The 26,655-nt window shown below is 41.3% G+C and carries 27 protein-coding genes; 7 read left to right on the top strand and 20 right to left on the bottom strand.

What is annotated here, in order from left to right; genetic code table 11:
- Nucleotides 1-3: 3 nt before the first annotated feature.
- Together LDM98_RS03020 and upp are read right to left on the bottom strand one after the other, a co-directional pair.
- Nucleotides 4-1,209, bottom strand: coding sequence for a molybdopterin-dependent oxidoreductase (locus LDM98_RS03020; RefSeq protein WP_223897863.1), 1,206 nt, complete (start codon nt 1,207-1,209; stop codon nt 4-6).
- Nucleotides 1,210-1,415: 206 nt separating this feature from the next.
- The gene (gene upp / locus LDM98_RS03015) at nt 1,416-2,039 is read right to left on the bottom strand and encodes a uracil phosphoribosyltransferase (protein WP_223897862.1); all 624 of its coding nucleotides are present in this window, start codon (nt 2,037-2,039) and stop codon (nt 1,416-1,418) included.
- A 137-nt stretch (nt 2,040-2,176) separates the two neighbouring features.
- Here upp and LDM98_RS03010 point away from each other — a divergent pair, with 137 nt between their 5' ends.
- Both LDM98_RS03010 and LDM98_RS03005 read left to right on the top strand, forming a co-directional pair.
- Nucleotides 2,177-3,523, top strand: coding sequence for an AAA family ATPase (locus LDM98_RS03010; protein WP_223897861.1), 1,347 nt, complete (start codon nt 2,177-2,179; stop codon nt 3,521-3,523).
- A 148-nt stretch (nt 3,524-3,671) separates the two neighbouring features.
- Nucleotides 3,672-4,640 carry a TIGR00341 family protein gene (locus LDM98_RS03005; protein WP_223897860.1) on the top strand — a complete coding sequence of 323 codons (969 nt, stop codon included), beginning with the start codon at nt 3,672-3,674 and terminating at the stop codon, nt 4,638-4,640.
- Nucleotides 4,641-4,671: 31 nt separating this feature from the next.
- Here LDM98_RS03005 and LDM98_RS03000 read toward each other — a convergent pair whose 3' ends face one another.
- Nucleotides 4,672-5,331 (bottom strand): DUF2459 domain-containing protein, encoded by a 660-nt coding sequence (locus LDM98_RS03000; RefSeq protein ID WP_223897859.1) that lies wholly within the window; start codon nt 5,329-5,331, stop codon nt 4,672-4,674.
- Nucleotides 5,332-5,449: 118 nt separating this feature from the next.
- Between LDM98_RS03000 and LDM98_RS02995 the strand changes: the two genes are divergently transcribed.
- Nucleotides 5,450-6,649: a cation:proton antiporter gene (locus LDM98_RS02995; RefSeq protein WP_223897858.1), complete on the top strand. Its 1,200-nt coding sequence runs from the start codon at nt 5,450-5,452 to the stop codon at nt 6,647-6,649.
- A 51-nt stretch (nt 6,650-6,700) separates the two neighbouring features.
- On the opposite strand, the gene LDM98_RS02990 is transcribed toward LDM98_RS02995, so the two are convergent.
- Nucleotides 6,701-8,341: an inorganic phosphate transporter gene (locus LDM98_RS02990; RefSeq protein WP_223897857.1), complete on the bottom strand. Its 1,641-nt coding sequence runs from the start codon at nt 8,339-8,341 to the stop codon at nt 6,701-6,703.
- Between the two features lie 169 nt (nt 8,342-8,510).
- Here LDM98_RS02990 and LDM98_RS02985 point away from each other — a divergent pair, with 169 nt between their 5' ends.
- Nucleotides 8,511-8,651: a hypothetical protein gene (locus LDM98_RS02985; protein WP_223897856.1), complete on the top strand. Its 141-nt coding sequence runs from the start codon at nt 8,511-8,513 to the stop codon at nt 8,649-8,651.
- A 52-nt stretch (nt 8,652-8,703) separates the two neighbouring features.
- Here the strand turns inward: LDM98_RS02985 and LDM98_RS02980 are convergent, their stop codons facing one another.
- From LDM98_RS02980 to LDM98_RS02930, 11 genes are all read right to left on the bottom strand, one after another.
- Nucleotides 8,704-9,069 (bottom strand): HIT family protein, encoded by a 366-nt coding sequence (locus LDM98_RS02980; RefSeq protein WP_223897855.1) that lies wholly within the window; start codon nt 9,067-9,069, stop codon nt 8,704-8,706.
- Nucleotides 9,069-9,500 carry a Sua5/YciO/YrdC/YwlC family protein gene (locus tag LDM98_RS02975; RefSeq protein WP_223897854.1) on the bottom strand — a complete coding sequence of 144 codons (432 nt, stop codon included), beginning with the start codon at nt 9,498-9,500 and terminating at the stop codon, nt 9,069-9,071. The genes LDM98_RS02980 and LDM98_RS02975 overlap by 1 nt, the downstream gene beginning before the upstream one ends.
- A 1-nt stretch (nt 9,501) precedes the next feature.
- Nucleotides 9,502-12,762: a carbamoyl-phosphate synthase large subunit gene (carB, locus tag LDM98_RS02970; protein ID WP_223897853.1), complete on the bottom strand. Its 3,261-nt coding sequence runs from the start codon at nt 12,760-12,762 to the stop codon at nt 9,502-9,504.
- An 81-nt stretch (nt 12,763-12,843) separates the two neighbouring features.
- Complete coding sequence (gene mreC / locus LDM98_RS02965; protein ID WP_223897852.1) at nt 12,844-13,878, bottom strand: rod shape-determining protein MreC; 1,035 nt, start codon at nt 13,876-13,878, stop codon at nt 12,844-12,846.
- Nucleotides 13,868-14,902, bottom strand: a complete 1,035-nt coding sequence (locus LDM98_RS02960; RefSeq protein WP_223897851.1) for a rod shape-determining protein — start codon at nt 14,900-14,902, stop codon at nt 13,868-13,870. The genes mreC and LDM98_RS02960 overlap by 11 nt, the downstream gene beginning before the upstream one ends.
- A 24-nt stretch (nt 14,903-14,926) precedes the next feature.
- The gene (clpX, locus tag LDM98_RS02955) at nt 14,927-16,147 is read right to left on the bottom strand and encodes an ATP-dependent Clp protease ATP-binding subunit ClpX (protein WP_223897850.1); all 1,221 of its coding nucleotides are present in this window, start codon (nt 16,145-16,147) and stop codon (nt 14,927-14,929) included.
- Nucleotides 16,147-16,944, bottom strand: a complete 798-nt coding sequence (gene lpxA / locus LDM98_RS02950; protein ID WP_223897849.1) for an acyl-ACP--UDP-N-acetylglucosamine O-acyltransferase — start codon at nt 16,942-16,944, stop codon at nt 16,147-16,149. The genes clpX and lpxA overlap by 1 nt, the downstream gene beginning before the upstream one ends.
- An 8-nt stretch (nt 16,945-16,952) precedes the next feature.
- The gene (fabZ, locus tag LDM98_RS02945; protein WP_223897848.1) at nt 16,953-17,402 is read right to left on the bottom strand and encodes a 3-hydroxyacyl-ACP dehydratase FabZ; all 450 of its coding nucleotides are present in this window, start codon (nt 17,400-17,402) and stop codon (nt 16,953-16,955) included.
- 57 nt (nt 17,403-17,459) lie between these two features.
- On the bottom strand, nt 17,460-18,539 hold the full coding sequence (locus tag LDM98_RS02940) for an epoxyqueuosine reductase QueH (RefSeq protein WP_223897847.1): 1,080 nt from the start codon (nt 18,537-18,539) through the stop codon (nt 17,460-17,462).
- A 10-nt stretch (nt 18,540-18,549) separates the two neighbouring features.
- A complete protein-coding gene (gene lpxB / locus LDM98_RS02935; protein ID WP_223897846.1) occupies nt 18,550-19,602 on the bottom strand; it encodes a lipid-A-disaccharide synthase in 1,053 nt (350 codons plus the stop codon).
- Between the two features lie 48 nt (nt 19,603-19,650).
- Nucleotides 19,651-21,030 (bottom strand): Na+/H+ antiporter NhaC family protein, encoded by a 1,380-nt coding sequence (locus tag LDM98_RS02930; protein WP_223897845.1) that lies wholly within the window; start codon nt 21,028-21,030, stop codon nt 19,651-19,653.
- 16 nt (nt 21,031-21,046) lie between these two features.
- Here LDM98_RS02930 and LDM98_RS02925 point away from each other — a divergent pair, with 16 nt between their 5' ends.
- Nucleotides 21,047-21,727: a L,D-transpeptidase gene (locus LDM98_RS02925; protein ID WP_223897844.1), complete on the top strand. Its 681-nt coding sequence runs from the start codon at nt 21,047-21,049 to the stop codon at nt 21,725-21,727.
- A gap of 70 nt (nt 21,728-21,797) precedes the next feature.
- Here LDM98_RS02925 and LDM98_RS02920 read toward each other — a convergent pair whose 3' ends face one another.
- The 5 genes from LDM98_RS02920 to LDM98_RS02900 all read right to left on the bottom strand — a co-directional run bounded on the left by LDM98_RS02920 (nt 21,798) and on the right by LDM98_RS02900 (nt 24,357).
- Complete coding sequence (locus tag LDM98_RS02920; protein ID WP_223897843.1) at nt 21,798-22,268, bottom strand: hypothetical protein; 471 nt, start codon at nt 22,266-22,268, stop codon at nt 21,798-21,800.
- Between the two features lie 41 nt (nt 22,269-22,309).
- A complete protein-coding gene (locus LDM98_RS02915) occupies nt 22,310-22,597 on the bottom strand; it encodes a hypothetical protein (protein ID WP_223897842.1) in 288 nt (95 codons plus the stop codon).
- A 98-nt stretch (nt 22,598-22,695) separates the two neighbouring features.
- Nucleotides 22,696-23,031 carry a hypothetical protein gene (locus LDM98_RS02910; protein WP_223897841.1) on the bottom strand — a complete coding sequence of 112 codons (336 nt, stop codon included), beginning with the start codon at nt 23,029-23,031 and terminating at the stop codon, nt 22,696-22,698.
- A gap of 28 nt (nt 23,032-23,059) precedes the next feature.
- Complete coding sequence (locus LDM98_RS02905) at nt 23,060-23,347, bottom strand: encapsulin-associated ferritin-like protein (RefSeq protein ID WP_223897840.1); 288 nt, start codon at nt 23,345-23,347, stop codon at nt 23,060-23,062.
- A gap of 164 nt (nt 23,348-23,511) precedes the next feature.
- Nucleotides 23,512-24,357, bottom strand: coding sequence for an energy transducer TonB (locus tag LDM98_RS02900; protein WP_223897839.1), 846 nt, complete (start codon nt 24,355-24,357; stop codon nt 23,512-23,514).
- A gap of 109 nt (nt 24,358-24,466) precedes the next feature.
- Here LDM98_RS02900 and hemL point away from each other — a divergent pair, with 109 nt between their 5' ends.
- Together hemL and LDM98_RS02890 are read left to right on the top strand one after the other, a co-directional pair.
- Entirely contained in the window at nt 24,467-25,756 is a 1,290-nt protein-coding gene (gene hemL, locus LDM98_RS02895; protein ID WP_223897838.1) for a glutamate-1-semialdehyde 2,1-aminomutase, read from the top strand.
- Between the two features lie 64 nt (nt 25,757-25,820).
- Nucleotides 25,821-26,558 carry a S9 family peptidase gene (locus LDM98_RS02890; RefSeq protein ID WP_223897837.1) on the top strand — a complete coding sequence of 246 codons (738 nt, stop codon included), beginning with the start codon at nt 25,821-25,823 and terminating at the stop codon, nt 26,556-26,558.
- The last annotated feature ends 97 nt before the right edge of the window (nt 26,559-26,655 follow it).

Raw genomic sequence — 26,655 nt, 5'->3', positions numbered from 1 at the left:
TCCTTATACTACTTCTACGGTAACTTCATCGATACCATTATATTTATATCCGCCATGATTCCATTTGATATCCTTTGCAAATGGCTGTTCCTCACCTATCTTGTTGATCGCTTTGGCCATGAACGTCACTTTTCCAAATGTGGTTGGTTTATATGCGAATCTAAATGCTCTATATGCATAACGTCCAAGTTTACCATCATCAAGAATAGCTTTATCCCATGTTTTTCCACCATCAGTTGAAATAAGTACATCTTGTATACCATGTCCATCGTCCCATGCTACACCACGCACTACAACATGAGAGTTGTGAGATAAAATAGAGTCTGTAGTTGGATAACCAATGAGAGATTTAACATTCATCTTTTTAATAGGTTTTGTTTTAGGGAATCTTTTCTCTGGTGTTTCTGACTCAGTCTCATTGTCTGGAACACGATAAGCAACATCCATGAAGAAGAGTTTCTTGTATTCATTGGTCACTGTGATGTTAGAAAGCATTTTTACCCATGAATCAGAGTAGTATCCTGGTAATACAAGTCTAAGAGGGTAACCATTGAGGTATGGTAGATCTTCACCGTTCATTTCATATGCCAAGATAACATGGTCATCAAGTTCACTTAACTCAAGTTCACGTACAAACTCAGGTGTTTCATAGTAAGCAGCTCTTTCTGAGCCATTAAATCCTATCCACTTTGCTTCTTTTTTGAGTCCTGCCTGATCAAGAATGTCACGTAAACGAACACCTTTCCATGTTGCACATCCCATAGCACCTGAACCCCACTGGATACCACCGGCAATAGGTTTAAATGCGGAGCGGCTGTTACCACCACATTGAAGCACAGCTGTTACTTCTACCTGTTCAAATTTTGTTTTAAGGTCATTGAGTGAGATATGAAGTTCTTTCTCTACAAGTCCGTTGATATGGATGGTGTAGGTATCAGGATCTATATGTGTCGGGATATCCGGCATATGCCAACGCACAAAGAACTGATCGTTTGGTGTCAGTACAGAGGTAAATACCTCTCTAGGTGTTTCTAACAAAGGAGGTCTGTCAGAATACATGATCAGTGGTCTTTTTTCAGGAAAAACAACCTTTGATACTTGTCTATTATCAATAGGTTGAGTTGTTTCCCCGGCTTCTAGCGTACTCGTTCCTACAGCTGCTGCACCAGCAGTGACTATAGCTTTTTTAAAGAAGTCTCTTCTTTCCATAACATACCTTTCAGTTTAAGATAATAAATCAGATTTATTATTATCCTGATTATGGGAGATTCTCTCTTAATAGATACTGAAAACAGGGCTTTAAGCGGGCTAAATGTATCTTTTTACGTAGTTATACCTATTATCTCACATTTTATTATCAATCATATTTACTTATGAATAAGAATATATTGATAAATGTGATTTAGACAAATATCTTACTCCATAGTATTATAGGATCGGTCACCGGCATCTCCCAGACCGGGAATAATAAACTTATATTGATTCAGACCCTTATCAATTTGTGCAATAAATACATCTATGTTTGGATGTTTTTGTTTTAAAACAGCCATGCCTTCCGGTGAACCGATGATATTGAGTGATAGGATCTTTTTAGGTGATTTTCCTTCAATCACAGAGATCGCATCACAGAGTGACCCTGCAGTGGCTACCATGGGATCAACGATAATAACAGTTTTACCTGCACACTCAGGTATACGGTCATAGTAGAGAATGCTCTGGTGGGTATTTTCATCGCGTTTCATGGCTAGAAATCCCGAAGATGCTTTTGGGAAAAGTGCTGTGACAGATTCTATCATAGGAAGACCTGCACGCAAAATAGTGACAAATATGATATCTTCTTCTTTAATAAATCCAAACGCTTCCTCACCTTGCCATGTCGTAATGGTCTGATCATAGAGTGTTTCATTTTTCAGTGCTTCGTAGACAAGAAGTCTGGACAACTCTTGAACGATATGTCGAAAACGCAATGCATCTGCTTTTTTTTCTCGTAAATGGTTCAATAAGGTTTTGGCAACAGGATTGGAGAGTTCATAGATCATAATGTACCTTTCATTTTAAATACTTTATTATAGCCAAACTCTATACGGTTGATAATAGTATTAGTACGACCTATTCAATAGGGTTTAAGAAAGAGTTATGATAGAATTAGATGATATAGAGTGTACAAAGGTTTGAGATGGCAACAAAAAAAACAAAAGATACACCGAAAATACAGCAGTCCAAAATCGGATTTGATGATATTGTAGGGCATAAGCATATTAAAGAACGTCTGAAGGGTATTATCAAGATCATTAAAAATCCAAAAATGCTTGAACGATTTGATACCCCCATTCCTAAAGGTCTGCTACTCTATGGTCCAGTAAGCGTTGGTAAGAGTATGCTTGCAAAAGCATTTGCAAAAGAGGCAGGACTCTCTTACCTGGAGATATCAGGTTCGAAACTTTTTGAGCTGGAGTATATCAAGGAAGTATACGACATTGCCTCTAAAAAGGCCCCCTGTAGCGTGATATTGGAAGATATTGATATCAAAGGCATTATGCAAGGAGCCATTACCAATGTTCCCTTCTCTGATATTGCCAAAGTAATGGAGAGCTCAGATGAGCGGGTCTTTACATTTGCTACCGCTGAGAGCCTTGATGAGATCGATCCTATACTCACTTCATCGCAAAAGCTTGATTTTTTGTTGGAGGTTCTGGAACTGGACAAGGATGCGAGAAGATTTTTTATAGAAAAGATCATGGAAAAACCTCATGATCCCAATATAAATGTCGAACGTATCGTTCGTTATATCACCGGAATGAGTGCCTTGGAACTGGAAAGAATAGGGCGTATGGCAGCACTGAGTGTAGTGGAACAGGATAAAGAACTTATCACTGAAGAGATACTCATTGAACAGATCAATATTATCAAGTACGGGCATAAAGTTGAAAAGCAAATGGTGGAAACGCTTGAAAAAGAACTTAAAATGACAGCCTATCATGAAGCGGCACATGCAGTGCTTTCAGTGCTTTTACTACCTCATGTTAAAATTGAGCAGGTGACCATTTCACCAAGAAGTAAAGTGCTTGGTTTTGTCTCTTACAATGAGGAAGACCCACTGTCCAATATCTCAAAGATCGACCTCTTTCATGATATTTGTGTCCTTCTCTCCGGACGTGTGGCAAAAGTGAAAAAAATGGGAGATGATCAGATGGACAGCGGAGCACAAAATGATCTTGCTCAAGCCTCTTTGCAGGCCTATGCTGCCATTACAACCTTGGGAATGGATAAGGAACTGGGCTATATCAATCTCAATGCGATCAATAGTTTGGATAATTATTTTCTGGAACAGCACATTGAAAAACGATTTTTGCACTGGATGCATGTAGCAAAACAAAATGCTGAAAAGTTAGTCCATACACACTGGGAGAAGATAGAAACGTTGGCACTGAAACTGATAGAACAGGAGATAGTTGAGAGCGATGAACTCTCTTCCATCATAGGTGATGAGGAGCTCATACATAAAATTCCTGATAGTCTGTAGGCGTTATAATAAAATGGTCTTATTTTGTGATATACTTTAGCAAGTGAAGGTTATTGGTGTGCTACAAATATGCTACAGAGAGCTCGAAGTTACTATCATGTTCTATTATTTCAAACAAGTACCTAATAGAATTTAAAAGGTAAAACAGATGAAATATCTTGAGGTGATCGTCAGTTCCGAAAGTTTAGAAACAGTGCACAAGATAGCAGAAAAAGTTGATGCAAAAGATTTGCGTTCGCATCCCAAAGACGAAGATAATATGCAGCTATTTCGTATGCTTGTTGGTGATGAGGATATTCAAAAAGCACTTGACAGTTTTTCCGAGATCATAGATAAACAGCCGGCTGCAAAGCTGATAGTCATGTCGGTTGAAGCACACTTGCCTAAAGAAGAAAAAGAGGAAGAAAAAGAGGAAGATAAGAAAGTAACTGCTGCAAGGGAGTCCATTTATGAAAAAGTTGATAAAAATGCACATATCAACATGGATTTTATCATATTGGTAACCTTATCAACGATTGTTGCTACTATCGGATTGATTGAAAATAATGTTGCTGTTGTCATAGGGGCGATGGTGATCGCTCCGCTGCTCGGTCCGAATATCGCATTCAGTTTAGCTACAGCCCTTGGAGATACAAAACTAATGTTCGCTTCAGTCAAGGCTATTTTACTTGGTGTCGGTATTGCTGTATTACTACCATATCTCATAGCAGAGTTTCTCCCTATGCCTTTGACTGGTCATGAAGTACTGATGCGAACGCATGTAGGTTTTGATTCTGTCATTTTGGCTTTGGCTTCTGGTGCAGCAGCAGCGTTGTCAATTACAACCGGTTTGTCAAGCGTCTTGGTAGGTGTGATGGTAGCCGTTGCTCTTCTTCCACCTGCTACCGTATTTGGACTCATGCTTGGAGACGGACGTTTTGAGTTGGCTTTCAATGCTGGAATACTTCTTGCCATCAACATCGTCAGTATCAATCTCTCCAGTAAAATCATTTTTATGTTTAAAGGTATCTCTCCAAGAACATGGTTTGAAAAAGAGAAAGCAAAACATGCCATGAAGTGGTATATTTCGACATGGATCATTACACTGATAGTCCTGATGCTTTTAATTTATCTTTGAGAGATGCCATAAGGCTTTAATTTAGTCATTCTCATTTCTTCCTACGCTCTAACTGGGTGATCAGATCGTCTGCAGTAAATATACAACATGTATTTATAGGGAAGCCTGAGTGGCTTATCGCCCTTGCACTCCAGGTATTACAGTTATTAAAGAGGTGAAACTTCCCCTCTGCACGATAGAATCTACTTGTTCCATAGAGACCGTTTCCCAGTCTGATGACCTGTCTATTCTTATTCAAAGTAAAACTGCTATCGATATACTCTACCAATCTAATAAAACCCGTTTTGGAGAGTTTTAACCTAAGGACTTTATTGTTGTTAAAATAGGCTATTGGATCTGTCTGGAGCGCAGCCACATGAAGTACTGAATCCGTAGGCCAAAACAGTGCTCTTATCCCCATCCAAAGTGTATTTGGATCTGTTTGATAATAGATCTCATCTCCCCAGCCTATCTCTAAATATCGAGCACTTTTAAAATCATTAAAAGCATGCATATATGAGGCTGCATCTTTTTTGGGTAATACAATGCCAGTGTGCAATCCGTGATTGACAACATAGACTGTTTTGTTATCAGTTCGTCCTGGGCCCGGTGGATAAAATTCACTGATAGGTTTTGTACAACCGGTCAATAGAGTAACAGAAAAAACCATTAAGCCTAGCAGTATGTTTTGTAGGTAGCAGTTATACTCCATAAGAGACCTTTTTTAACCTTTAATTCATAACTCTATTATAGCCTATTGATATTTGCATTTCAGTGGAACATACACTATTAATGGTATCGATTTTATATTATTTTCTGTACAATAAAGCATGGATGTACATAATTTTTTTCTGATACTTTTTTTAATTTTGATCTCTGCAAGGATCTTGGGTGAATTGTTCGCCCGTTTGGGCATCCCCTCTGTACTGGGTGAGTTGTGTGCAGGTATACTGCTGGGTGTCTCGGGCTTTGGTCTTGTAGAAGTGAACGATGTACTCAAAATACTTGCGGAGATCGGTATCCTTCTTTTGCTTTTTGAAATCGGGTTGGATACTGATATCGAGCGTCTGAGACAAGCAGGAGGCAAAGCGATTATTGTTGCACTGTTTGGTGCAGTGTTTCCCTTTGTCATTTCCGCCTTTCTTGCCTACTATCTATTTGGTCTGACACTTCTTGTCTCTCTTTTTATCGGAGGTACTCTGACTGCAACGAGCATCGGTATAACGATGAGAGTCTTAAAAGATCTTCAAAAAGAACATTCGGAAGTTGCCCAGATCGTCATTGGTGCGGCAGTACTGGATGATATATTAGGTGTGATAGTGCTTGTTTTTATCTATGACTATGCAATCACACAAACATTAAGTCTAACAAATACCTTGAATACAACGGTATTTATCTTATTATTTTTTCTGCTGGCTCCTGCTGTTGCACATTTTACTTCCCATTTTATGAAAAAATTTGATGAACATAAAAAAGTGCCTGGGTTTATACCGACGTTGATTATAGCGCTTATAGCACTTTTTGCGTATATGTCACATCTTTTTGGTGCACCTGAAATTTTGGGTTCATTTGCTGCGGGTATAGCGCTTTCACGACGTTTCATACTTCCTTTTGGAATGGGTTTACAACATGATGAAGTATTTTTAGAGAAAGTGAAGAACGCAATTACTCCGATTGCACAGATGTTTACGCCTATCTTTTTTGTGATGGTAGGGTTATCGATGAACTTAAAAGTGATAGATTTTACTTCTATGTTTTTTTGGAGTTTGGCACTTACTTTTTTATCTATTGCAGTGATTGGAAAATATTTTGGCGCTTTTTTACTAAGAAAAACGAGTGCATTGAAGAAAGCATTGATCGGTATCTCTATGATCCCGCGTGGCGAAGTAGGGCTCATATTTGCAGAAGTAGGGCGTGTGAATGGCATACTGGATGATCAGATCTATGCGGTTCTGATCTTTGTCATTATCGTGACAACCATTGCACCGCCATTTTTACTCAAATGGCTTTTTAAGTACGAAGAGGGGTAATTCAACCAGCATGATATGGGTGATTGATGTGGACTAAATTAAAAAGTGCACTTAAAGTACAATGCCTTTGATCATAAAAAATATGGCTGCTGACAGTACAGCAGAAGCGGGTACAGTTATCAGCCAGGCAGTAATAATCTTTTTGACGGCATCTCTTTTGACATATTTGACTTTTTCAATGCTTTTGATATGCTTTTTGGCTGCTTTGATGCGATCTTCTTCTTTGTCAATTGCCTTATAGAGATCAACGATCCTTTCATAATCTACTTTTGTCTTATCTACTTTATCTTCTAATGTCTTGAGTTCACTGCTGTATGCCTTTAAAACTTTTTTTTCATCTACAATATTGATCTGCTGTTTTTCAACACGTTCTACTTGTCCGGTAGATTCGAGATATTCCCTTAAAAAACCTACCCCGAATATACCTCCGACCGCAATATGTGTTGAAGAGACAGGCAGACCTAATTGAGATGCAATGATCACTGTGATCGCTGCGGCTATGGCTACTGAGAATGCCCTCATTTGATCCAGTTCTGTTATTTCACTGCCCACTGTTCTGATCAGTTTTGGTCCATAGAGTGCAAGCCCTAGAGCAATACCCAGTGCTCCAACAGCCATCACCCATAAAGGTATACCTGCCTTAGCCGAAATGCCGCCGGTTATCACGGCATCATTGATCGCTGCCAATGGACCGATAGCATTTGCCACATCGTTTGCACCATGGGCAAAACTTAAAAGCGCTGCAGCAAAAATGAGCGGTACGGTAAAGAGTAGATTAATAGAATCTCTAGTGTTGTGAAGATTGGTTGCTCTGGTCGCAACCGTTTTTCTCAATACAATATAGACGATTCCGGCCACAATGAATCCAAAAATAGATGCTGTAAGGAAAGAAGGTTTTTTCTCATCAGGAAGAAACAGTAAAATGTCTACGATCGAAGGCCAGATATTTTTGAGGCCTTTAAGTGTTAAATAGGTCACAAATGCCCAAGTCATAATGGCCACATAAATAGGTACCCATTTCCTTGCTGCAGCCACCTTGTCATTCTGAAATATGATCGTTCTTTTAATAGTATATAAAAAGAGTGCGGCAATCACGCCTCCAAGAATCGGTGATATAACCCAAGAAGCAGCAATTTGACCCATAGTACTCCATGATACAATTGTAAACCCTGCTGCTGCAATACCTGAACCCATAACACCTCCAACGATCGAATGGGTGGTTGATACCGGAGCTTTCATCATTGTTGCAAAATTCAGCCATAGTGCAGCTGCCAAAAGTGATGCTATCATCGCCCAAATAAATGGATCGACATTCGTACCGAATGCATTGATATCAATAATACCTTTTTTAATGGTTGTAACAACATCACCACCGGCTATAAATGCACCGCCGGCCTCAAAAATGGCTGCAATAACGATCGCACCTCCCATGGTAAGTGCTTTCGAACCGACTGAAGGCCCTACATTGTTCGCAACATCATTTGCACCAATGTTCATAGCCATATAGGCACCAAATAGCGCTGCGATAGCTAAAAACATATTATTGGGTATATGTCCAGAGCTTAAAAAACTATAGGTCAAAACCGCAACGAGGAAAAAGAGTGCAAATCCAAGTCTTATAAAATCTATGCCGCTACTCTTCATTGCCGCTTTTTCTATTTTCTTGGCCATACGTATCATATATGTATTCATCCTTTTATCATAAGTGCATTCATATAGTATACTCTTACTAATCTTAGCAGTGATTATACATCATTATATTCTCTTCAATTCTTTTGATCTATAAATAGTTAAAATAAATTTTATGTTATACTTTACTATAACCGTAAAGGTTTAACACAATAAAAAGAGAGGTATTGTTATGGATATTTTTAGTATAGTGATCGGAATTATTATTGGTGTAGCAGTTGGAGTTTTTCTTGATGTGGATATGTTTTCAAAGAAAGCTGCGGATGAAGAAGTTAAATTTGATGATCACAGCCCGGAGAACGAAGGAAAGTAAAAAACCTGAAAATTCTCGTCCCAAACGTGTTTTAGGACGAGTAGACCACAGGTTATGCTATAGCCTTGATCACTCTTTTACAAAAACTTTCAAAGTCCGGTAACTTCAAATTACTTTCACGCTGTTTTGTTCCCCACATAGGCTCAGGGAAAAAACTGTCTTCTTCAAAACGTGCCATGATATGCCAATGAACATGAGGCACATAGTTACCAAAGCTGGCAATGTTTATTTTTTTAGGTTTGTAGTAGGAGAGCATCTCTTTTTCTATGCGATCTAAAAGATCATAGATTTCATGTTTTATCAGAGCGGGTACTTCACTCATCTCCTTGTAGGTGTGCTGGGTAAATATTTTTAGCCAAGGGATCTCACTCTCTTCTATTACAATTCTGATATTTTCATTTTCATAGATCACTGACATTAACGTACCTTTCTTAGTGTGGTTTTCCCAAGTCTGTAAATAGTTGAGGCTTGTTTGGTTTCTTTAATGGGTTCTATGATGACCTCGGCCATCTCTCTGGCAAAAGATTCATCATATGCTTCATTACTTAGATTGGCAGAAGTCGTATACGCCCATTTGAGACGGTCCAAGAGCAATAGGTGATGTCTGTCTTTTATCACACGGTACGAGTGTCCATTTGGCATGATAAACGTTGTTTTTTTTGCTCTTCGCACTCTGTTTTTATGCTTTTGAGGTACACGGGTGAACGTTTTGAGTGTATGGAGGGAGTTGACTGCTTTAATATAATGCTTGTGAGGAGGGCGTTGTTTGATCTCTGTGAGTTTGTCTGCGTTTTGCGAGACAAAACCGATCGTGGTATCGGTTTGTGTCAAAAAAACTTTATTTTCCATTTTAGCTGAGATAATCTTGCAAAGCTTTTGGTTCAAGTTCTCCGCTTGTCGCCCTAAGTTCTTTAATAGCTGCTGCTGTTGCTCTTGCTGCAGCTAAGGTAGTGAAATAGGCTACATGGTTGGCAAGCACGGATTGCCTAATGGTTTTGGCATCATTTTTACTTGCTTTGTTGTCTGAAGTATTGATAGCCAATGCGATCTCTTCATTTTTGATCATATCATCAATATTCGGACGACCTTCAGAGATTTTGAGAACTTTAGTAGAAGGCACTCCTGCCGCTTCCAGTGCTGCATGTGTTCCCGATGTGGCAACGATCTCAAATCCAAGATCAATGAACATTTTACCGATCTCCCCTGCCTGAGGTTTATCTGTTTTGGTAAGAGAGATGAAAAGTGTACCTTCCAGAGGGATATTGTTCTTACTCGCAAACTGACTTTTGGCAAATGACATGCCGAAATTGTCACTGATCCCGATGACCTCGCCGGTTGATTTCATTTCAGGTCCGAGGATAAGGTCCGAACCTGGGAGTTTATTGAACGGGAATACTGCTTCTTTAACCGCAACGTGGCCTTTAAGGTTTGGTTCCATGATCTTCTTGTCAAAATTCACTACGTCAAAAGTATCATAGAACTTGAGTGCCTCTCTAAGGTCTCCCTGAAGCATAACCCTCGTTGCTACTTTTGCCAATGGCACACCTGTAGCCTTTGATACAAATGGCACGGTTCTTGAGGCTCTTGGGTTTACTTCGATCAGGTAGATCTCACCTTTATGGATGGCATACTGGATATTCATAAGCCCGACTACGCCAAGGCCAAGTGCGATCTGTGCAGTCTGTTCCTTCACTTTCTCTTGAAGCGCATCAGAGATAGATACCGGAGGAAGAGAACATGCCGAGTCGCCCGAGTGGATACCAGCCTCTTCAATGTGCTGCATGATCGATCCGATGTAGACCTCTTTCCCATCACAGATCGCATCGACATCAAGTTCGATAGCACTGTCTAGGAACTTATCGATAAGTACGGGTGCATCGTTCGATACACTCACAGCTTCATCCATATATTCTCTCAGTTCTGCATCAGAGTAGACCGTACGCATACCACGTCCCCCAAGTACGAAACTAGGGCGTACAAGCACAGGATAACCGATACGGTTTGCGATCGTCATCGCTTCATCTTTGGCAAATGCCGTACCGTTGTCAGGCTGCATTAGCCCGAGATCATTGATGAAAGTAGAGAACTGTTCTCTATCTTCGGCAAGATCGATCACTTTTGCAGTCGTCCCGGAAATGTTCGCGCCGATCGCTGTAAGGTTCTTAGCCAGTTTAAGCGGTGTCTGTCCACCAAAGTGCACGATCACACCATCGGGCTTTTCAAGCTCTATGACACTTCTGACATGTTCAAAATCGATAGGCTCAAAGTAAAGGACATCGGAAGTGTCATAGTCCGTTGAGACAGTCTCTGGGTTACAGTTGTACATGATGGACTTCATTCCCATGTCTTCGATAGCAAAAGATGCATGTACACAACAGTAGTCAAACTCTATACCCTGGCCGATACGGTTAGGACCACCACCGATCACAAGTACCTTTTTTTCTGCAGATTGAGGCATTTCTTGCTGAGGAAGCTTGGTGATATTCGTTGTAGAGTAGAGGTAAGGGGTCAGTGCTTTAAATTCCGCAGCACAGGTATCTACTTCATTATACTCCAGTACGACACCGGCCTTTTCTCTCGCATTGTAGATATCATTCTCTGTAAGGTTCAGACCTTCTTTTTTGTTAATGACCTCTGCGATCATTGGGTCAGAGAAACCTTCACTTTTCACTTGTCTGAGACGTGTCGCATCAGAGAGCAGGGTGATCTCCATCTCTTTTTCACGCTGTGCAAGTTCTTCAAGCTGGTAAAGGTACCATCTGTCGATCTTACAAAGATCAAAGATAGCATCGACGCTCATCCCGCGTCTGAGTCCCTCAAATACATAAAGCATACGGTTTTCATTTGGGCGTCTGATCTCTCTGACAAGCTCTTCTTCATCACATTTGATAGGGTTAAAACCGATCAGTCCGGTTTCAAGTGAACAGAGTGCTTTTTGGAAAGACTCTTTGAATGTTCTACCTATACTCATGACTTCACCTACTGACTTCATTGAAGTCGTGAGGGTAGAGTCAGCAAGCGGAAATTTTTCAAACGTAAATCTAGGAATTTTTGTCACCACATAGTCGATGACCGGCTCGAAGCTTGCCGGTGTTCCTGTGATGTCATTGGTAATTTCATCCAGTGTAAATCCAACAGCCAAAAGTGTTGCTACTTTAGCGATAGGATACCCTGTAGCTTTGGATGCAAGTGCAGAAGAACGGCTCACCCTTGGGTTCATTTCGATGACGATCATACGTCCTGTATCTGGATTGATAGAGAACTGTACATTGGATCCGCCTGTATCGACGCCTACTTCACGCAAGATCTTGAAAGAGGCATCTCTCATGTTCTGGAACTCTTTGTCTGTAAGCGTCAGAGCAGGGGCAATGGTGATCGAATCTCCCGTATGTACGCCCATAGGATCAAAGTTCTCAATAGAACATACGATAATACAGTTATCCTCACTGTCCCTGATCACTTCCATTTCGTATTCTTTCCAGCCAAGCATCGATTCCATGATCTCGATCTCATTGATCGGACTGGCATCAATACCTTCTGCCGCAAGTTTTTTGAACTCTTCCATGTTGTAGGCTACACCTGAACCGCCGCCTGCAAGTGTAAATGAAGCTCTACTGATGACAGGGAAACCGATCTCTTTTGCCACCTTTATTGCTTCGTCCACACTGTAGGCATTGGCACTTTTAGGCAGATCCATACCGATCTTGATCATCGCTTCGTTAAAGAGTTGTCTATCTTCCCCTTTTTTGATAGCGTCCGGATGCGCTCCAAGGAACTTTACATCTTTAAGCATGCCGGCTTCGTACATTTCCATAGCAACATTCAGTGCTGTTTGTCCACCCATTGTGGGTAAGATCGCATCAACATTCTCTTTTTGGATAATTCTATCAATGACTTCCGGGGTAATAGGTTCAACATAGGTACGGTCTGCAAACTCGGGGTCTGTCATGATCGTAGCGGGGTTAGAGTTGATAAGGACGACTTTATAGCCTAGTTCTTTGAGTGTTTTAGCTGCTTGAGTTCCAGAATAGTCAAATTCACAAGCTTGACCGATAACGATAGGCCCAGAACCAATAAGTAAGATAGTGTTGATGTCATTGCGTTTTGGCATGGAGAAATACCCTTAATTTTTAGTTGGTTATTATACATGATTTAGATAGAAAAAGCCCTTAAAAAAGGGCAAAATACGCTTTTAAAAAAGGTCTAAACTGCTAGATCCGATTTCAGGCTTCTTCTTATTGACTTTTCTAGGGGCTTCAACGATTTCTGGAACTTCAGCCGGCTCAATCACATCTTCTTGTGTCTGATCGATACGTCTTGGAATACTGGATACTACAGGTGTGCTTATGTTGGCATCTTTGAGTAGTTCCATCGAACGGTTCTGCTCAATATGGATATCCGGGGTACTGTATCTTGTTGCCAAGTTGGTACGGTTGGAGTCATAATTTTCTGCAAGGGTGGCTTTGGCATCATTGATCAGAAAAAATGTTTTGGGATGAAAAATATCACTGTAGGTTTTGATATGTGCAACCGTATATGAACTCTGTACTTCTACTTTTGTGACAAAGCCTACGGGAATATCAGCAAAAAATATACCATCCAGACCTGACGTAAGGACAGCATCACCCTCTTTGATCTTATGCCATTTTGGTATGAACTTGACGATCATTTCATTCTCTTTTAGACCCAAAGCGATACCAGGTGCCTTGGTTTCGCCGATGAACACAGAAAAGCGGCATTTTTTATCTGATGTAAGATAGCCATAGAGTTGATTGTTATGCACCATTGCCGTACCTGCAACGACACTACCCTGTATCAGACCATAGAGTTTATCTTCTAACAGTCCCTTGGGTTTGGTCAGTATGATCTGGGAAAAACTGTTCAGTTTTACATAAGATATGGTATCGGTAATAGAGATATTTTTTACAGGTATGTGGCTTAAGGTCGGAAGTACCTCATAAATATCTTTTACCTGCTCGATATAGTGGATCTGTTCAAGAAGACGTTGGCGTAAAATACGGTTCTCTTTACTCAGTTTTTCGATAGACTCTTTTTGAAAAATATAGCTTTGGCTTTTATCTTCTAAATTCTGAGTAAGATTTTTATATTTTTGTTTGATAGGGTTGATGATATTGAGAAACGTATCCGAGATACGTTCATCATTTCGTGACAGCAGTACTGTTAGTATGAGTAACAGTATGGCTATGATGACAAGTCTAGTCTTCATATGCCATTTGTTGTAGGATATCTATTTCATCCAATGCAATACCTGTACCTTTTGCAACAGCAAGCAGAGGGTCTTCAGCGATATAGACAGGAAGTTTTACGATATCTGAAAGATATTTGTCCAAACCTCTGATCAGTGCACCACCTCCTGTCAGTACAATACCGTTTTCAACGATATCACCGGCAAGTTCCGGCGGTGTTTGCTCCAGTACATCTTTCAGTGCTTCTGCGATCTCTTCCAGGGAATCTTTCATCGCGGCTCTGATATGTTCAGAAGTGATCTCCATGGAAGCTAGGCTTCCTTCAACCTGATCTCTACCACGTACGGTCGTGGTCATTTCTTCTTTCAATGGAATCGCTGTTCCGATCTTGATCTTGAGTTCTTCAGCCACACGCTCACCGATGAGAAGGTTAAAGTTCTTTTTAATGTAGTCAATGATCGCTTGATCAAGATTATCCCCGGCCACACGAATAGACTTGGAGATCACAAGACCACCCAGTGAAGTCACACCGATTTCTGTGGTACCCCCACCGATATCTACGACAAGGTTCCCATTCGGGTCTTTTACAGGTATCCCTGCACCGATAGCAGCTGCCATAGGCTCTTCTATCAGGTAAACGTATCTTGCACCGGCATTTTCAGCAGAGTCCTTTACGGCACGTCTTTCAACCTGGGTAAGGCCATAAGGTACACAGATAATAATACGTGGAGAGAAGAACCCTTTTCTCTTATGTGCTTTTTCAATAAAATAACGTATCATCATTTCAGTCACTTCAAAATCAGCGATCACACCGTCTTTCATAGGACGAATAGCTTTAATATTTCCCGGTGTTTTACCTACCATGTCTTTTGCTTCCTGACCCACAGCAAGAATTTTCTCTCTACCATGCTTATCATATTGGATAGCAACGACGGAAGGTTCATTAATGCTGATACCTTGTCCCTTTACCAGTACAAGTGTGTTTGCTGTTCCGAGGTCGATCGCTAGATCGTTTGAGAACATTCCTAATAATCTTTTAAACATCCATCTATCCTTTTAATGCTGCTATTATGCTGTTTTTTTATCTTTTATGTACAAAGGTTTTGCACCTGATTCAACGACTTCATCGGTGATCACTACTTCATACCCTTTAAGTTCAGGCAACTCATACATGATATCAAGAAGTATCTCTTCAAGTATAGAACGCAACCCTCTTGCACCTGTTTTTCTTTCCAGTGCTTTTTGGGCAATACGTGAAAGCGCATCCTCTTCAAAGGTAAGCTTTACATCATCTATCTCAAAGAGTTTCTGATACTGTTTGACAAGAGAGTTCTTAGGTTCTACCAAGATACGGACCATATCTTCTTTACTGATCTCGCCCAGTGTAGCCAATACATGTAAACGGCCTATAAGTTCAGGAATGATCCCGTATGAGACAAGATCATCTGCCTCTACCATAGGAAGAAGATTCTCTTCCTCCCTCTTGGAACGTTTTTCCTGACCAAAACCAAGTATATTTGCTCCAAGTCTTCTTTTAAGAATGTCATTAAGCCCATCAAATGCACCTCCGCAGATAAAGAGTATATTTGACGTGTCGATCTGAATAAAGTCCTGGTTAGGGTGTTTACGTCCGCCTTTTGGCGGAATATTCACGACTGAACCTTCGATGAGTTTAAGGAGGGCCTGTTGTACACCTTCTCCGGAAACATCACGTGTGATAGAACGGTTCTCGCCCATTCTGGCGATCTTATCGATCTCATCGATGAAGACGATCCCTTGCTCGGCACGTTGCGGGTCACCATCAGCAGCCATAAGAAGTTTGGTAAGAATGTTTTCCACATCTTCACCTACATACCCAGCTTCTGTGAGGTTGGTTGCATCTGCTATCGCAATAGGCACATTCAAAAATCTGGCGATCGTTTGTGCCAAAAGTGTTTTCCCTGAACCGGTCGGTCCAATGAGAAGTACATTTGATTTTGCGATCTGTGTATCATCCTGCACATCATCTTTGAAAATACGTTTATAGTGGTTATAGACAGCAACTGAAAGTGTTTTTTTCGCTTTTTCTTGACCAATGACATAATCATCAAGTAGTGCGTTCAACTCTTTTGGCGTATAGAGCGTATGTGCTCCGAAATCTGCTTGCGCGTCTTCCTGTTCTTCTTCTCCAAAGAGAATTTTATAGGCAGAGACGACACAGTTTGAACAGATATAGGCGCTTTCACCGGCGATGAGTGGATTCTCTTCACTCTCCTGGGCTTCACAAAAGCTGCAAGTTTTTCTTGTCATTATTTATCCTCATTCGTTTTTGTCCGTGTAAACGGAATACCTCTTTTAGAGGTCATAATAAATTCACAAAGTTGTTTTACATTTTCAGAGCTTGTACTTTCAAAAAGTCTTTGTGCGACTTCCTGCAGTGGTTTACCCACTTCAAAAAGTTCCCTATAGGCTGATTTGAGGGCATTGATCTCTTCCCTGTCCATCGCTCTTCGTAAGCCGGTAAGGTTGAGTCCTCTCAGGCTCGCACGGTTACCTTCAGCCAGACAGAAAGGAGGAATATCCTGCGATAAAGCACTGGCTCCTCCTATCATCGCATAGTCACCGATATGTACGAACTGATGCACAGGGGTCAGTCCACCGATCACCACATGATTGCCTAACTCAACGTGACCTGCAAGTGTTGCACCATTTGCAAGGATACAGTTGTCTCCAAGGATCACATCATGCCCTAAATGTACGTATCCCATAAGCAGGTTCCCGTTACCTATCCTGGTGACAGAACCTCCGCCTTGGGTCCCCGGGTTGAGCAGTGTGAACTCTCTGATGGTATTGTTGTCACCTATGATGAGTTCTACGTGTTCACCGGCAAATTTCAGATCCTGCGGTATCGTACCCACGGCAGCATGTGGAAAAATACGGTTGTTTTTACCTATGGTCGTATGGCCTTCTATCACAGCATGTGTAGCCACTGTGGTATTATCACCTATTTTGACATTCGGGCCGATGTATGCAAAAGGACCTACAGAGACATTCTCCCCGAGGATGGCCCCATCTTCTATGACTGCAGAAGCGTGTATTAAAGACATCAAACGACCTATTTATCTACGATCATAGCTTTAAGTTCAGCTTGCGCAACCACTTTGTCATCCACATATGCTTTTGCATCAAGCTGCCATACGGCACCTTTATTCTTGATCACACTGATCTTGTAGACCAGTTGATCCCCCGGTGTAACAGGCGCACGGAACTTTGCATTGTCGATACTCATAAAGTATACCACTTTATTCTCTATCTCTTCCTGGCTTGCCAGATCCATACTTTTAAACGCCAATACACCACCAGCCTGTGCCATACCTTCAATGATCATCACACCAGGATAGATAGGATGACCAGGAAAGTGTCCTTGAAATACAGGTTCAGAGATAGAGATATTTTTAAGACCTTCGATATATTCACCCGCAGTAAGTTCAGTAATTCTGTCTACTAGTAAGAACGGGTATCTATGTGGTAATATATTTTGAATGTCCACGACGTTATAAAGCATGTATAAACCTTTATTTTAAAATTGGATTATTTTATCGAAAAGTTGGTAAAAATCGGTTTATAGTTCTATCAATACTTCTTTAACGTCATTGTAGGTCTTACTTTGACAAATGATCTCTATCTTGTTGCTGGGTATCTCTTCAACGACCATGACAATAGAGAGATCATAAGGTGTGACAGCAAGTTTTGCACGCACTTCCAGTTCTTTACTGAAAACCGGAGGAGCATAGATGAGTTCGGTGACGGTCTGGTAGTCGGTACCTGCGAGTTCATTGTAGTGACTGAGTGTGATGAAACGTACCTCATCACGGTTCATATGGTGTACTTCACCGATCTGGTACTCTATCTTTCCTCTTGTGTATTCACCTTTGAGTGTAGAGTAGGGCAGAAAGTGTGCAGGAACGACCTCTTTGCGTACACGCATAAGGCCCATCATCAAACGCCAGTTCAAAAAGCGTTGTTTGACGATCTTGTGGGGAAGTTTGGCTTCTTCCATTTCCCAACGTTTTTCATACATTTCAATGCGTTCTTCAATGGATTCAGGCTGTATCTGTTTCGAGAGCGGTACAAAGAGTTCATCTGCCAGTTTATCCTGCTGGTCACGCTGGATAGTCAGACCGAACATACATCCGCAGTAGTCTTGACGGTAGAGTGCATCCTCTTTGGCCAAAATGTTCTGCTCCTGGGTCCCCGAAGCTTTTCTGTAGTCAGGCGCGACGAAAGCTATACCTTCCCTCTGGGCCAATGCATCACCTGCAGCCTGTAGTTGTTTGAGTGATTTTTTAGGGCTAGTCAGCAGGGTAGAGGTGAAGCTTGTTTCACCTATTTCACTGGCCTTTTGTGCGGAAACCTCAAAACGTCTGTCAAAACAGACAGAGCAGCGAGAGCCTTTTTCGGGTTCATGTTCCAAGCCGCGTACCGCCTCAAGCCAGTTCTCCACATCATACTCCCCCTCTATGAGATCAATACCAAGCATGTTACAGCTGCGTTTGACATCGAGGAGTCGTAAGTAGTACTCAGAGTAGGGATGAATATTGGGATCATAAAAGAACCCTGTCAATTTTTCTTCCGGGTACTCTGTTTGGAGTTTTTGCAAAAAGTAGTGACTGTCGACGGAACAGCAGATGTGTACTAGCATGATGACTCCATTATGATTTTTGCGACATGATTATTTCCGCGACGTTCCTGGAACTGCCGTGAGAAAGATATGTTTTTAATTCTTCAGCTTTTTGCGCGAAGATCTTACGGTCGGTATTGTAGTACTCTTTTAGCAAGTTGTCAACTGTGACTTCTTCCTGGAGTATCTCGTTATGCAAGGTCGTATGATTGTAATGGGTGAGTATGATGTTGGCCAAGCCTACCTGTGTGATGCCCAGAAGTTTTGTCCCTATGAAAAAGTCTACCTTCTTTGCGATGTAGGCCAGTGTAAAAGGTGTACCGATGAGTGCTGCTTCGAGTGTGGCGGTCCCAGAACATATGAAGGCGAACTCTGCACGTCTAAGGGCTTCATGTGTATCACGCACGATCTCAAACTCACGATTGCCTTTGTAGAGTTTGGCTATCTTGTTCCTCGAAAATGAAGGGGGGATGACAAGCAGAGGACGGATCTCCGGGAATTTTCTACGCAGTTCAAGAAAGATAGGCATAAGACGGCTTATCTCACTTTTACGGCTTCCGGGCATGAATGCGATGCACCCTTTTGTCTCAGCTTCAATCCTGTGTACATCAATCTCGTCCAGTAGCGGATGTCCTACATACTCTGCTTTACCCGGACTGTAATAGGCTATCTCAAAAGGGAGTATGCCAAGCAGTCTGTCACAATACTGCTCCAACTTCTTTACACGTTTGGGACGGCTGGCCCACACTTGGGGAAGGATGTAGTAAATGATCTCTTTATCCGGGTTCTTCTCTTTTAGTTTTTTAGCCAAAGGAAGGTTAAAACCTGAAGAGTCCATTAAAAGTACTTTATCTGCTTCTTTGGCGAGTTCGACCATCTCATCAGCCACTTTAAAAAACCAGCGGAGCTTTTTGATGGCATCCACCACACCCATGATGGCCATTTCACTGATGTCATAAAGCGGTGTACCCTCTTTGATGTTTTTATCGAAGATACCCAGCAGTTCAACATCGTGTGTATGCTTCAGTACCTCTTTTAAATGCAGGTTTGATGAGGGTTCGAGGGCTGAGACGAGAAGTTTCATTGAATGTTTCCTTGTATAGTGCTCATGATTTGCCTTTTTTTAATAGATTCATACGGTAAGCCATCCTGCTATTAAAAATGCCCCTGATGCCAACAGACCACCCAGAAGCGCATAAGGCAGTTGTGTTCTTACATGTTCTACATGGTCACACCCCGCCGCCATGGATGAAATAATGGTCGTATCAGAGATAGGCGAGGAGTGGTCACCGAAGATACCTCCCGAGATGACAGCGGCTATGACCAAAGGAATGTGCAGGTCCATCGTCGCCCCCAATGCCAAAGCAATAGGCATCATAATGGAAAACGTACCCCAGCTGGTTCCGGTCGAAAATGCCGTGATACTTGCCACTAAAAAGATAAGCAGCGGTATGAGTACAGGTGAGATGTTCCCTGTAAGCAAATGAGCCAAATATTTGGCCGTGCCAAGATCACCGATCACGTTTCCTATAAGCAGGGCAAAGACCATGATCAATCCTACGGGTATCATGTCCCCTATACCTTCATACAACCCTATGAAATAGTTCTTGTGCGTCAGTGTTTTAGTCGGTACAAAATAGAGATAGATAAACAGCAAAGTGATGATCACAGCGTAGTAGACAGAAGTGGAACCAGAACCCTTAAAAATGTCACCTTCTCCTGTGAGAAAAAGGCCAGCCGGAACCATCAATACCATCACCAAAATAGGCAAAAGCATCTTATAGGGTGTAGCTTCGATCTTTGTCTCATCATGCTGAACCACGTAGGGAACAGGCGTTGAATTCTTGATCGGACCGATATTAATATTTAAAAATATAACTGCAAGAACAATGGCCAGAGTAAAGAGCGAATAAAAGTTATAAGGTATCGAGGCGATCAGTAAAGAGACACCATCTCCTGATATCACCTGAGAGTCGATGGCCGTTACGATAAGCCCTAACAGCAGGGCACCCCATGCATTGAGTGGGATGAGAGAACAGATCGGTGCAGAGGTGGAATCACAAATGTAGGCAAGTTTTTCTCTGCTGACGCCATTCTTGTCACACAGAGGCTTAGCCACAGTACCTGCAACCAGTGCAGTGATAGAGGACTCTATAAAGATAATGACACCGATAATATAGGCAAGCAGCATCGCTCCTGTGGGTGAGTCTATTTTCTTGGATCTTTGGCTCAGATACACTACGAAACTATCTACCGCTCCGCTCAGGGTGAGTAGTCTGATAATGGAACCGACCATCACGATAAAGAGAAGGGTTTTTGTGATCCACGCTTCTCCGAAAAGTTGGATAATACCATCAAAAAGAGCAATGAACGCATCGATAGGGTTATAGGCATGCAGAACCAGGAAACCTGCAAAGATACCGCCCATGAGTGAAACGATCACATCTTTGGTTATAATAGCTAAAATGATTGTCAGCAACGGGATTGCTATTGATACTATTCCATATTCCATAGAAGGATTATACCACATGAAGATTGTACTTGCACTATGTGTCACACTGATCACGCTACAGGCTCAGACAAAACAACTTTTGGTCGTTACAACAAAAAACTGGTCTGCATCTACAGGGACTTTACAACGTTATGAACTGCATGATACAAGTTGGCAAAAAGTAGGCAATAAGATAGATATCAAACTGGGCAGGAACGGTTTAGGATGGGGCATAGGACTGCATGAAGTACCTAAAGATGCACAGATCATTAAAAAAGAGGGTGATGGAAAAGCACCGGCAGGTATCTTCAAACTCAAACAAGCCTTCGGGTATGCACCTTTTGATACAGAATACCCTTATGAAGTCTACAAAAAGACAGACCATTGTGTGGATGATGTCAATTCTAAGTATTACAACAAAATAGTAGACAGTACCAAAGTAAATGTTGACTACAAAAGCAAAGAACATATGAAGTTCCCCAAAGACTACTACAAGTATGGTATTGTCGTAGATCATAACCATATAGATGAAAAGGGGGCTGTAAAGGGTGCTGGATCATGCATTTTTATTCATATTAAGGATGTACCTACAGCCGGCTGTACGGTGATGAAAGAAAGTGAGATTCAAGAGATCATAAAATGGTTAGATGCAGATAAGAATCCTCTTTTACTTCAAGGGACGGAAGAACTAGTAACAAGTTTTTGGAAAAGAATTTAACGCATTGAATAAACTTATTAACAGGTCGGCGGGTTGAATCCCTCCGATCTGAAACTGTTATTAGGCCAGTTTATTCTTTGGACTCAAATTCTTTTTCAGACTTTTCCCAGGCATCTTCAAGGACCTTATAGGCATCAGAGAAGCCTTTTTTCATATGCTCCCAAGCATCGGCTGAACTGGTTTTCATACTACCATACCATTCGGCAACTTTATTTCTCTGTTTACGCAGGTTTCTCATGCTCTCACGAGTTTCTTGGCGCGCTGTCTCGCTCATTTCATCCCAGTTTTTATCAATCTTAGACTCCAGTGTATCGATACGTTCATCCAGGTTATCCAGACCATCTTTTGCTTTTTGAACTGCCTCATCTTTTTTATCAGCAGTATATGAGCTGATTGCGTGAAGCAAATCCTGACTTTCTTTCTTAACTTCTTCTATTGAAGTGTTAGTGTCTGAAGTGTTAGCGTTTTCCGTTTGGGCATAGCAGGATGAAGTAACACCAAGTATGCCGACTAACATCAATGTATGGATATATGATTTCATTTGTAATCTCCTTAATTGTTAGTTATGATCAAGTATGATTTTTACTTGAATTTCGAAGTAGCTGACTTCACTGCATTACCGAGAGAGTCCCACGCACTTTCAATGCCTGCTTTAAGGTCTTTCCAAGCATCGTCACTAGAGTCTTTAAGCTCAGTAAGTTTACTGGCGGCAGTATCCTGCATAGACCGCAGCTCATCAATTTGTTTATAGTATTCAAGTTGTGCATCGGCTTTTGCACTGTCTGCTTTTGCCTTGAGTTTGTCGATCTCTGCACTCCACTCGTCCAATTGTGCCTGTAGCTTCTGTTCATATTCTTTTTTCATGCTCATGACTTTTCTCCTATTAATAAAGTGATTAATGTAAATCTTACACTCCTAATGTTTCGGACTTATCGCTTTCACCTCCTTTCCATTTATTTGGATTAAAGTTACGTCGTATCTTTGACGCGTTTAGTTTTTGATAGATACCAAGAGCCACAATCAAAATTGATGATACCATGATCAGTAAAGTCTGTAGGGTAGCGAAGCTCTTTATCCTTAATTACCTCTTCTTCCATCATATACTGTGCAACATCAAGGATAGCTGCAGATATTATTATTGCACTTACGGAACGAAGCATCAAAGGAATAAATCCAGCTTGATCTTCTGTGCTGGAAATAACCTCATAAACAGACCATTCCATAATGACTAGAGAGAGGACTATAAGAATTATAGATGCAAAGAGATGAACTCCAGAGAATATAATATTAAATATATTTTTCATGTTTTTCACCTCTTACTTATGATGTATTTTATGTATGAGAAATTGGGTTGTCCGTGAAAAGGTAATCTTTAAGCTCTTTGTCAAATCCTGGATCTTTTCTTCTAATCCATTCAAGCACCATAGCAGCATGTTCTTTTTCTTCATCTCTGTTGTGTGCAAGTATTGCTTTTAACTCTTCATCTTGACATGCATCAACTCTTTGGTTGTACCAATCCACTGCTTCAAGCTCTTCCATTAGTGATATGATTGCTCTATGCATATCTCTTGTTTCATTTGTAAGTTCATCTATTGGTTCATGATAGCCTTCATTTGACATAATATCTTCTCTCCAATTAGTTTATTTTTCAGTATATCATTATTTATTTGAATTTTCAAATATTATAATAAATGAAGAAGATGGAGATGAATTTGTGATGTTGTGCGTATGCGTATCACTTTTTTATCACTATTTTCAAATGAAGAATTTCATTTTAAGCAATTTTAATAGATGCTATACCTTACATAAAAAACGATCTTCGTTTTTTTGTTGGGTAAAGGGTAGTCTTTATAGGCGATACGTATCACGTCTAAAGTATTTTGATCCAAGGCTTGATGGCCTATATGTGTCTTTAATTTAAGATCTGAGATATCACCGTTTGGATGAAGATAAAAAGAGACGACGTTGGTCCCCTGCTGCCTTGTACGCACTGCAACCTCCGGATAGCCGTTTCGGGTGAGTGTACGCTGCGTGATAGAGTGAATGGTTCCCAGGTTGTTTTTGATGAACTTTTTTTGCGTTTCACTGTAGGTATTGAACTCTTCACCATAAAGTTGATTGATCATTCTTGCACTATAACTGCCTGAGGAGGATGGTCGGCTTGGCTGTGAAGGATACATCGATGTACCAGAACCCATGAGTGCATTGGCAAGAGGATCACTCGAACGTTTAGGTTTTCTGTATTGTTGTGTCTTTTTCACTACACGTTTTTTAGGTACCTTTTTAACGACTTTCTTCTTCTCTTCTTTCTTCACGATCTTTTGAACAGGTTTTGGCACATTTTTAGTGACATTGTTCTCTTCTGTACTCTGCTGTGTAAAGATCTTTTTACTCTCATCTAAATTTTTTCTCTTTACAGGTTCCGCTGCTGCCTCTTTTGGTTTTTGAATGATAGGTTCAGGGATAGGCCGAGTGACTACGGGTTTAGGTACGGGTTTTGGTTTAGGTGCAGGAGGTATGACCATTTGTTGTAGATTCAGGCTTATTTTCTTCTCTTCTCCCTTAGATGGCAAGGAGATGATCTCTTTCCAGTTTGTAATAAAAAGCAGCAAGATGAGTAAATGTAACAATAAAGAGAGCAATAATCCTTTCAGCGTTCTGATGATACTCTCCTTGTATAAAGCCCTAAGTGCCCTTAGTGTATAATCTTTGCAATTATACATTATGAGGATTAATAACATGGCATATGACAAAAGTATAGCGGCATTTGAAGAAGCATATAAAGTGATACCCGGAGGTGTTGACTCTCCGGTACGTGCATTTTCAGGAGTTGAAGGTACACCACCGTTCATAGAAAGAGGTGAGGGTGCATATCTTTTTGATATTGACGGGAACAGATATATCGACTATGTACAAAGTTGGGGGCCGCTGATCTTTGGTCATGCAGATGCCGAGATCGAAACATCAGTCATAGAAGCAGTCAAAAGAGGATTGAGTTTTGGTGCACCTACGACCATAGAGACAGAACTTGCCAGCGAGATCGTGACGCTTTTTGACAGCATTGACAAGGTACGTTTCGTCAGTTCGGGAACGGAAGCCGTGATGTCTGCTATCCGTCTGGCCCGTGGTGTTACAGGCAGAGAAAATATTGTCAAATTTACTGGATGTTATCATGGTCACTCGGACTCTTTGCTTGTACAGGCAGGTTCTGGTCTGGCTACATTCGGTTCTCCATCAAGCCCGGGTGTGCCTGCTGACCTCACCAAACATACACTGTTGGCAACCTATAATGATATTGAATCCGTACTGGCATGTTTTGAAGAGTCTCCGGACGGAATTGCCTGTGTGATCATCGAGCCAATAGCGGGGAATATGGGACTTGTACCTGCGGATGAAGCATTTTTGGAAGAACTCAGATGTCTCTGTACGAACCATGGTGCTCTGCTTATCTTTGATGAAGTGATGAGTGGATTCAGAGCTTCACTGAGAGGGGCTCAAGGTATTTCAAGTGTGAAACCGGACATGGTGACCCTGGGTAAGGTCATCGGTGCAGGTATGCCTGTGGGTGCATTTGGAGCATCGGCGCAGATCATGGCACACCTGTCTCCTGAAGGTCCGGTCTACCAGGCAGGAACACTTTCAGGTAATCCTGTGGCGATGGCAGCAGGTCTTACCAGTCTCAGAAAACTCAAATCCAATCCTTCATTATATGTATCTCTTGGAAATAGGGCTAAAAAACTTATGGATGGTTTCAAAAAAGCTGCAGATGCAGCAAATATACCTTTAGTGACCGATGTAAGAGGCAGTATGTTCGGTTTCTTCTTCTCCGATAAGCCAGTGAGAAACTTCGATGATGCATTGGAAAATGACACGGCAAGGTTCGCAAAATTCCATAAAGGTATGTTGGACAGAGGTATCTATCTTGCATGTTCATCATTTGAAGCAGGATTTATCTGTGCAGCTACAACAGATGAAATGATAGATGAGACGATCAAGGCGGCTTATGAAGTGATGGCTGAAATAGCCTAGATCACACTTCATATCACTTTGATCAAACAGCCAACAAAATTATGATCTTTGTAAAGGAAATATCATGAAAAAGTTTCTACTCTCTTTGGTTCTTATACTACCTCTTTTTGCTACTGAACTCACACTGACTACCGAAGATGGATTTGAACTCCACGGATGGCTGGAAAAACCTCAAAATACTACGAAACCTACGCCCATTATACTTTTGGCACACCAGTTCGGTTCGGACCATACATCATGGGATATGCTCACGATGAGATTACATGCGAAAGGTATGGCGACACTCAGTGTGGATCTCCGTGGTCATGGAAAGTCAACCATGCAAAAGGGTGTAGAGAACAGCGTACAACTGCCTAAAAACACAAGTGAAGTGAGAGCAGCCTTTGATGCAAGTGCACCCAAAGTGGGATTCTCCAAGATACCACAGGACCTCATAGCCTGGCTGGAGATGATAGAAGAGGATAAAAGCCTGGATATGCAACAACTCTACCTTATTGGTGCATCACTGGGTGGTGCATCGTTGATCCCTGTGCTGAATGACTATGATGCAAAAGCACTTATCACGCTTTCTGCAGGGAGATCAACAAACACTGAAAGTGATATGGCCCTTTCGAGTTCTCTGACAAAAACCTACTTCGTGGCTACTAAAAATGATCCATTGGGTGCGAACGTGAATGCGCTTGAATACGGTAAAAAAGCGATAGCAGGTACTACACTCATACTCTCTGGTGATGGTCACGGAACCGTGCTTCTACCTAAAGTAGAAGAGTACATCTTTCTGTTTATTGATTTGTCATACTAAGGCAAAGAGTTGCAGGTGCAGCATAGAGCAAGAAAAACTTTACTATAAACCATGCTCTATGTACCAATTGGCTATACTACACTTTTAAATCATGAGG

The organism is Sulfurovum sp. TSL1 (assembly GCF_019972135.1).
In the GTDB taxonomy this organism is placed as follows: Bacteria; Campylobacterota; Campylobacteria; order Campylobacterales; family Sulfurovaceae; genus Sulfurovum.
Note: the sequence above shows the minus strand (reverse complement) of the source record. Positions and strands in the feature narration are given on the sequence as shown.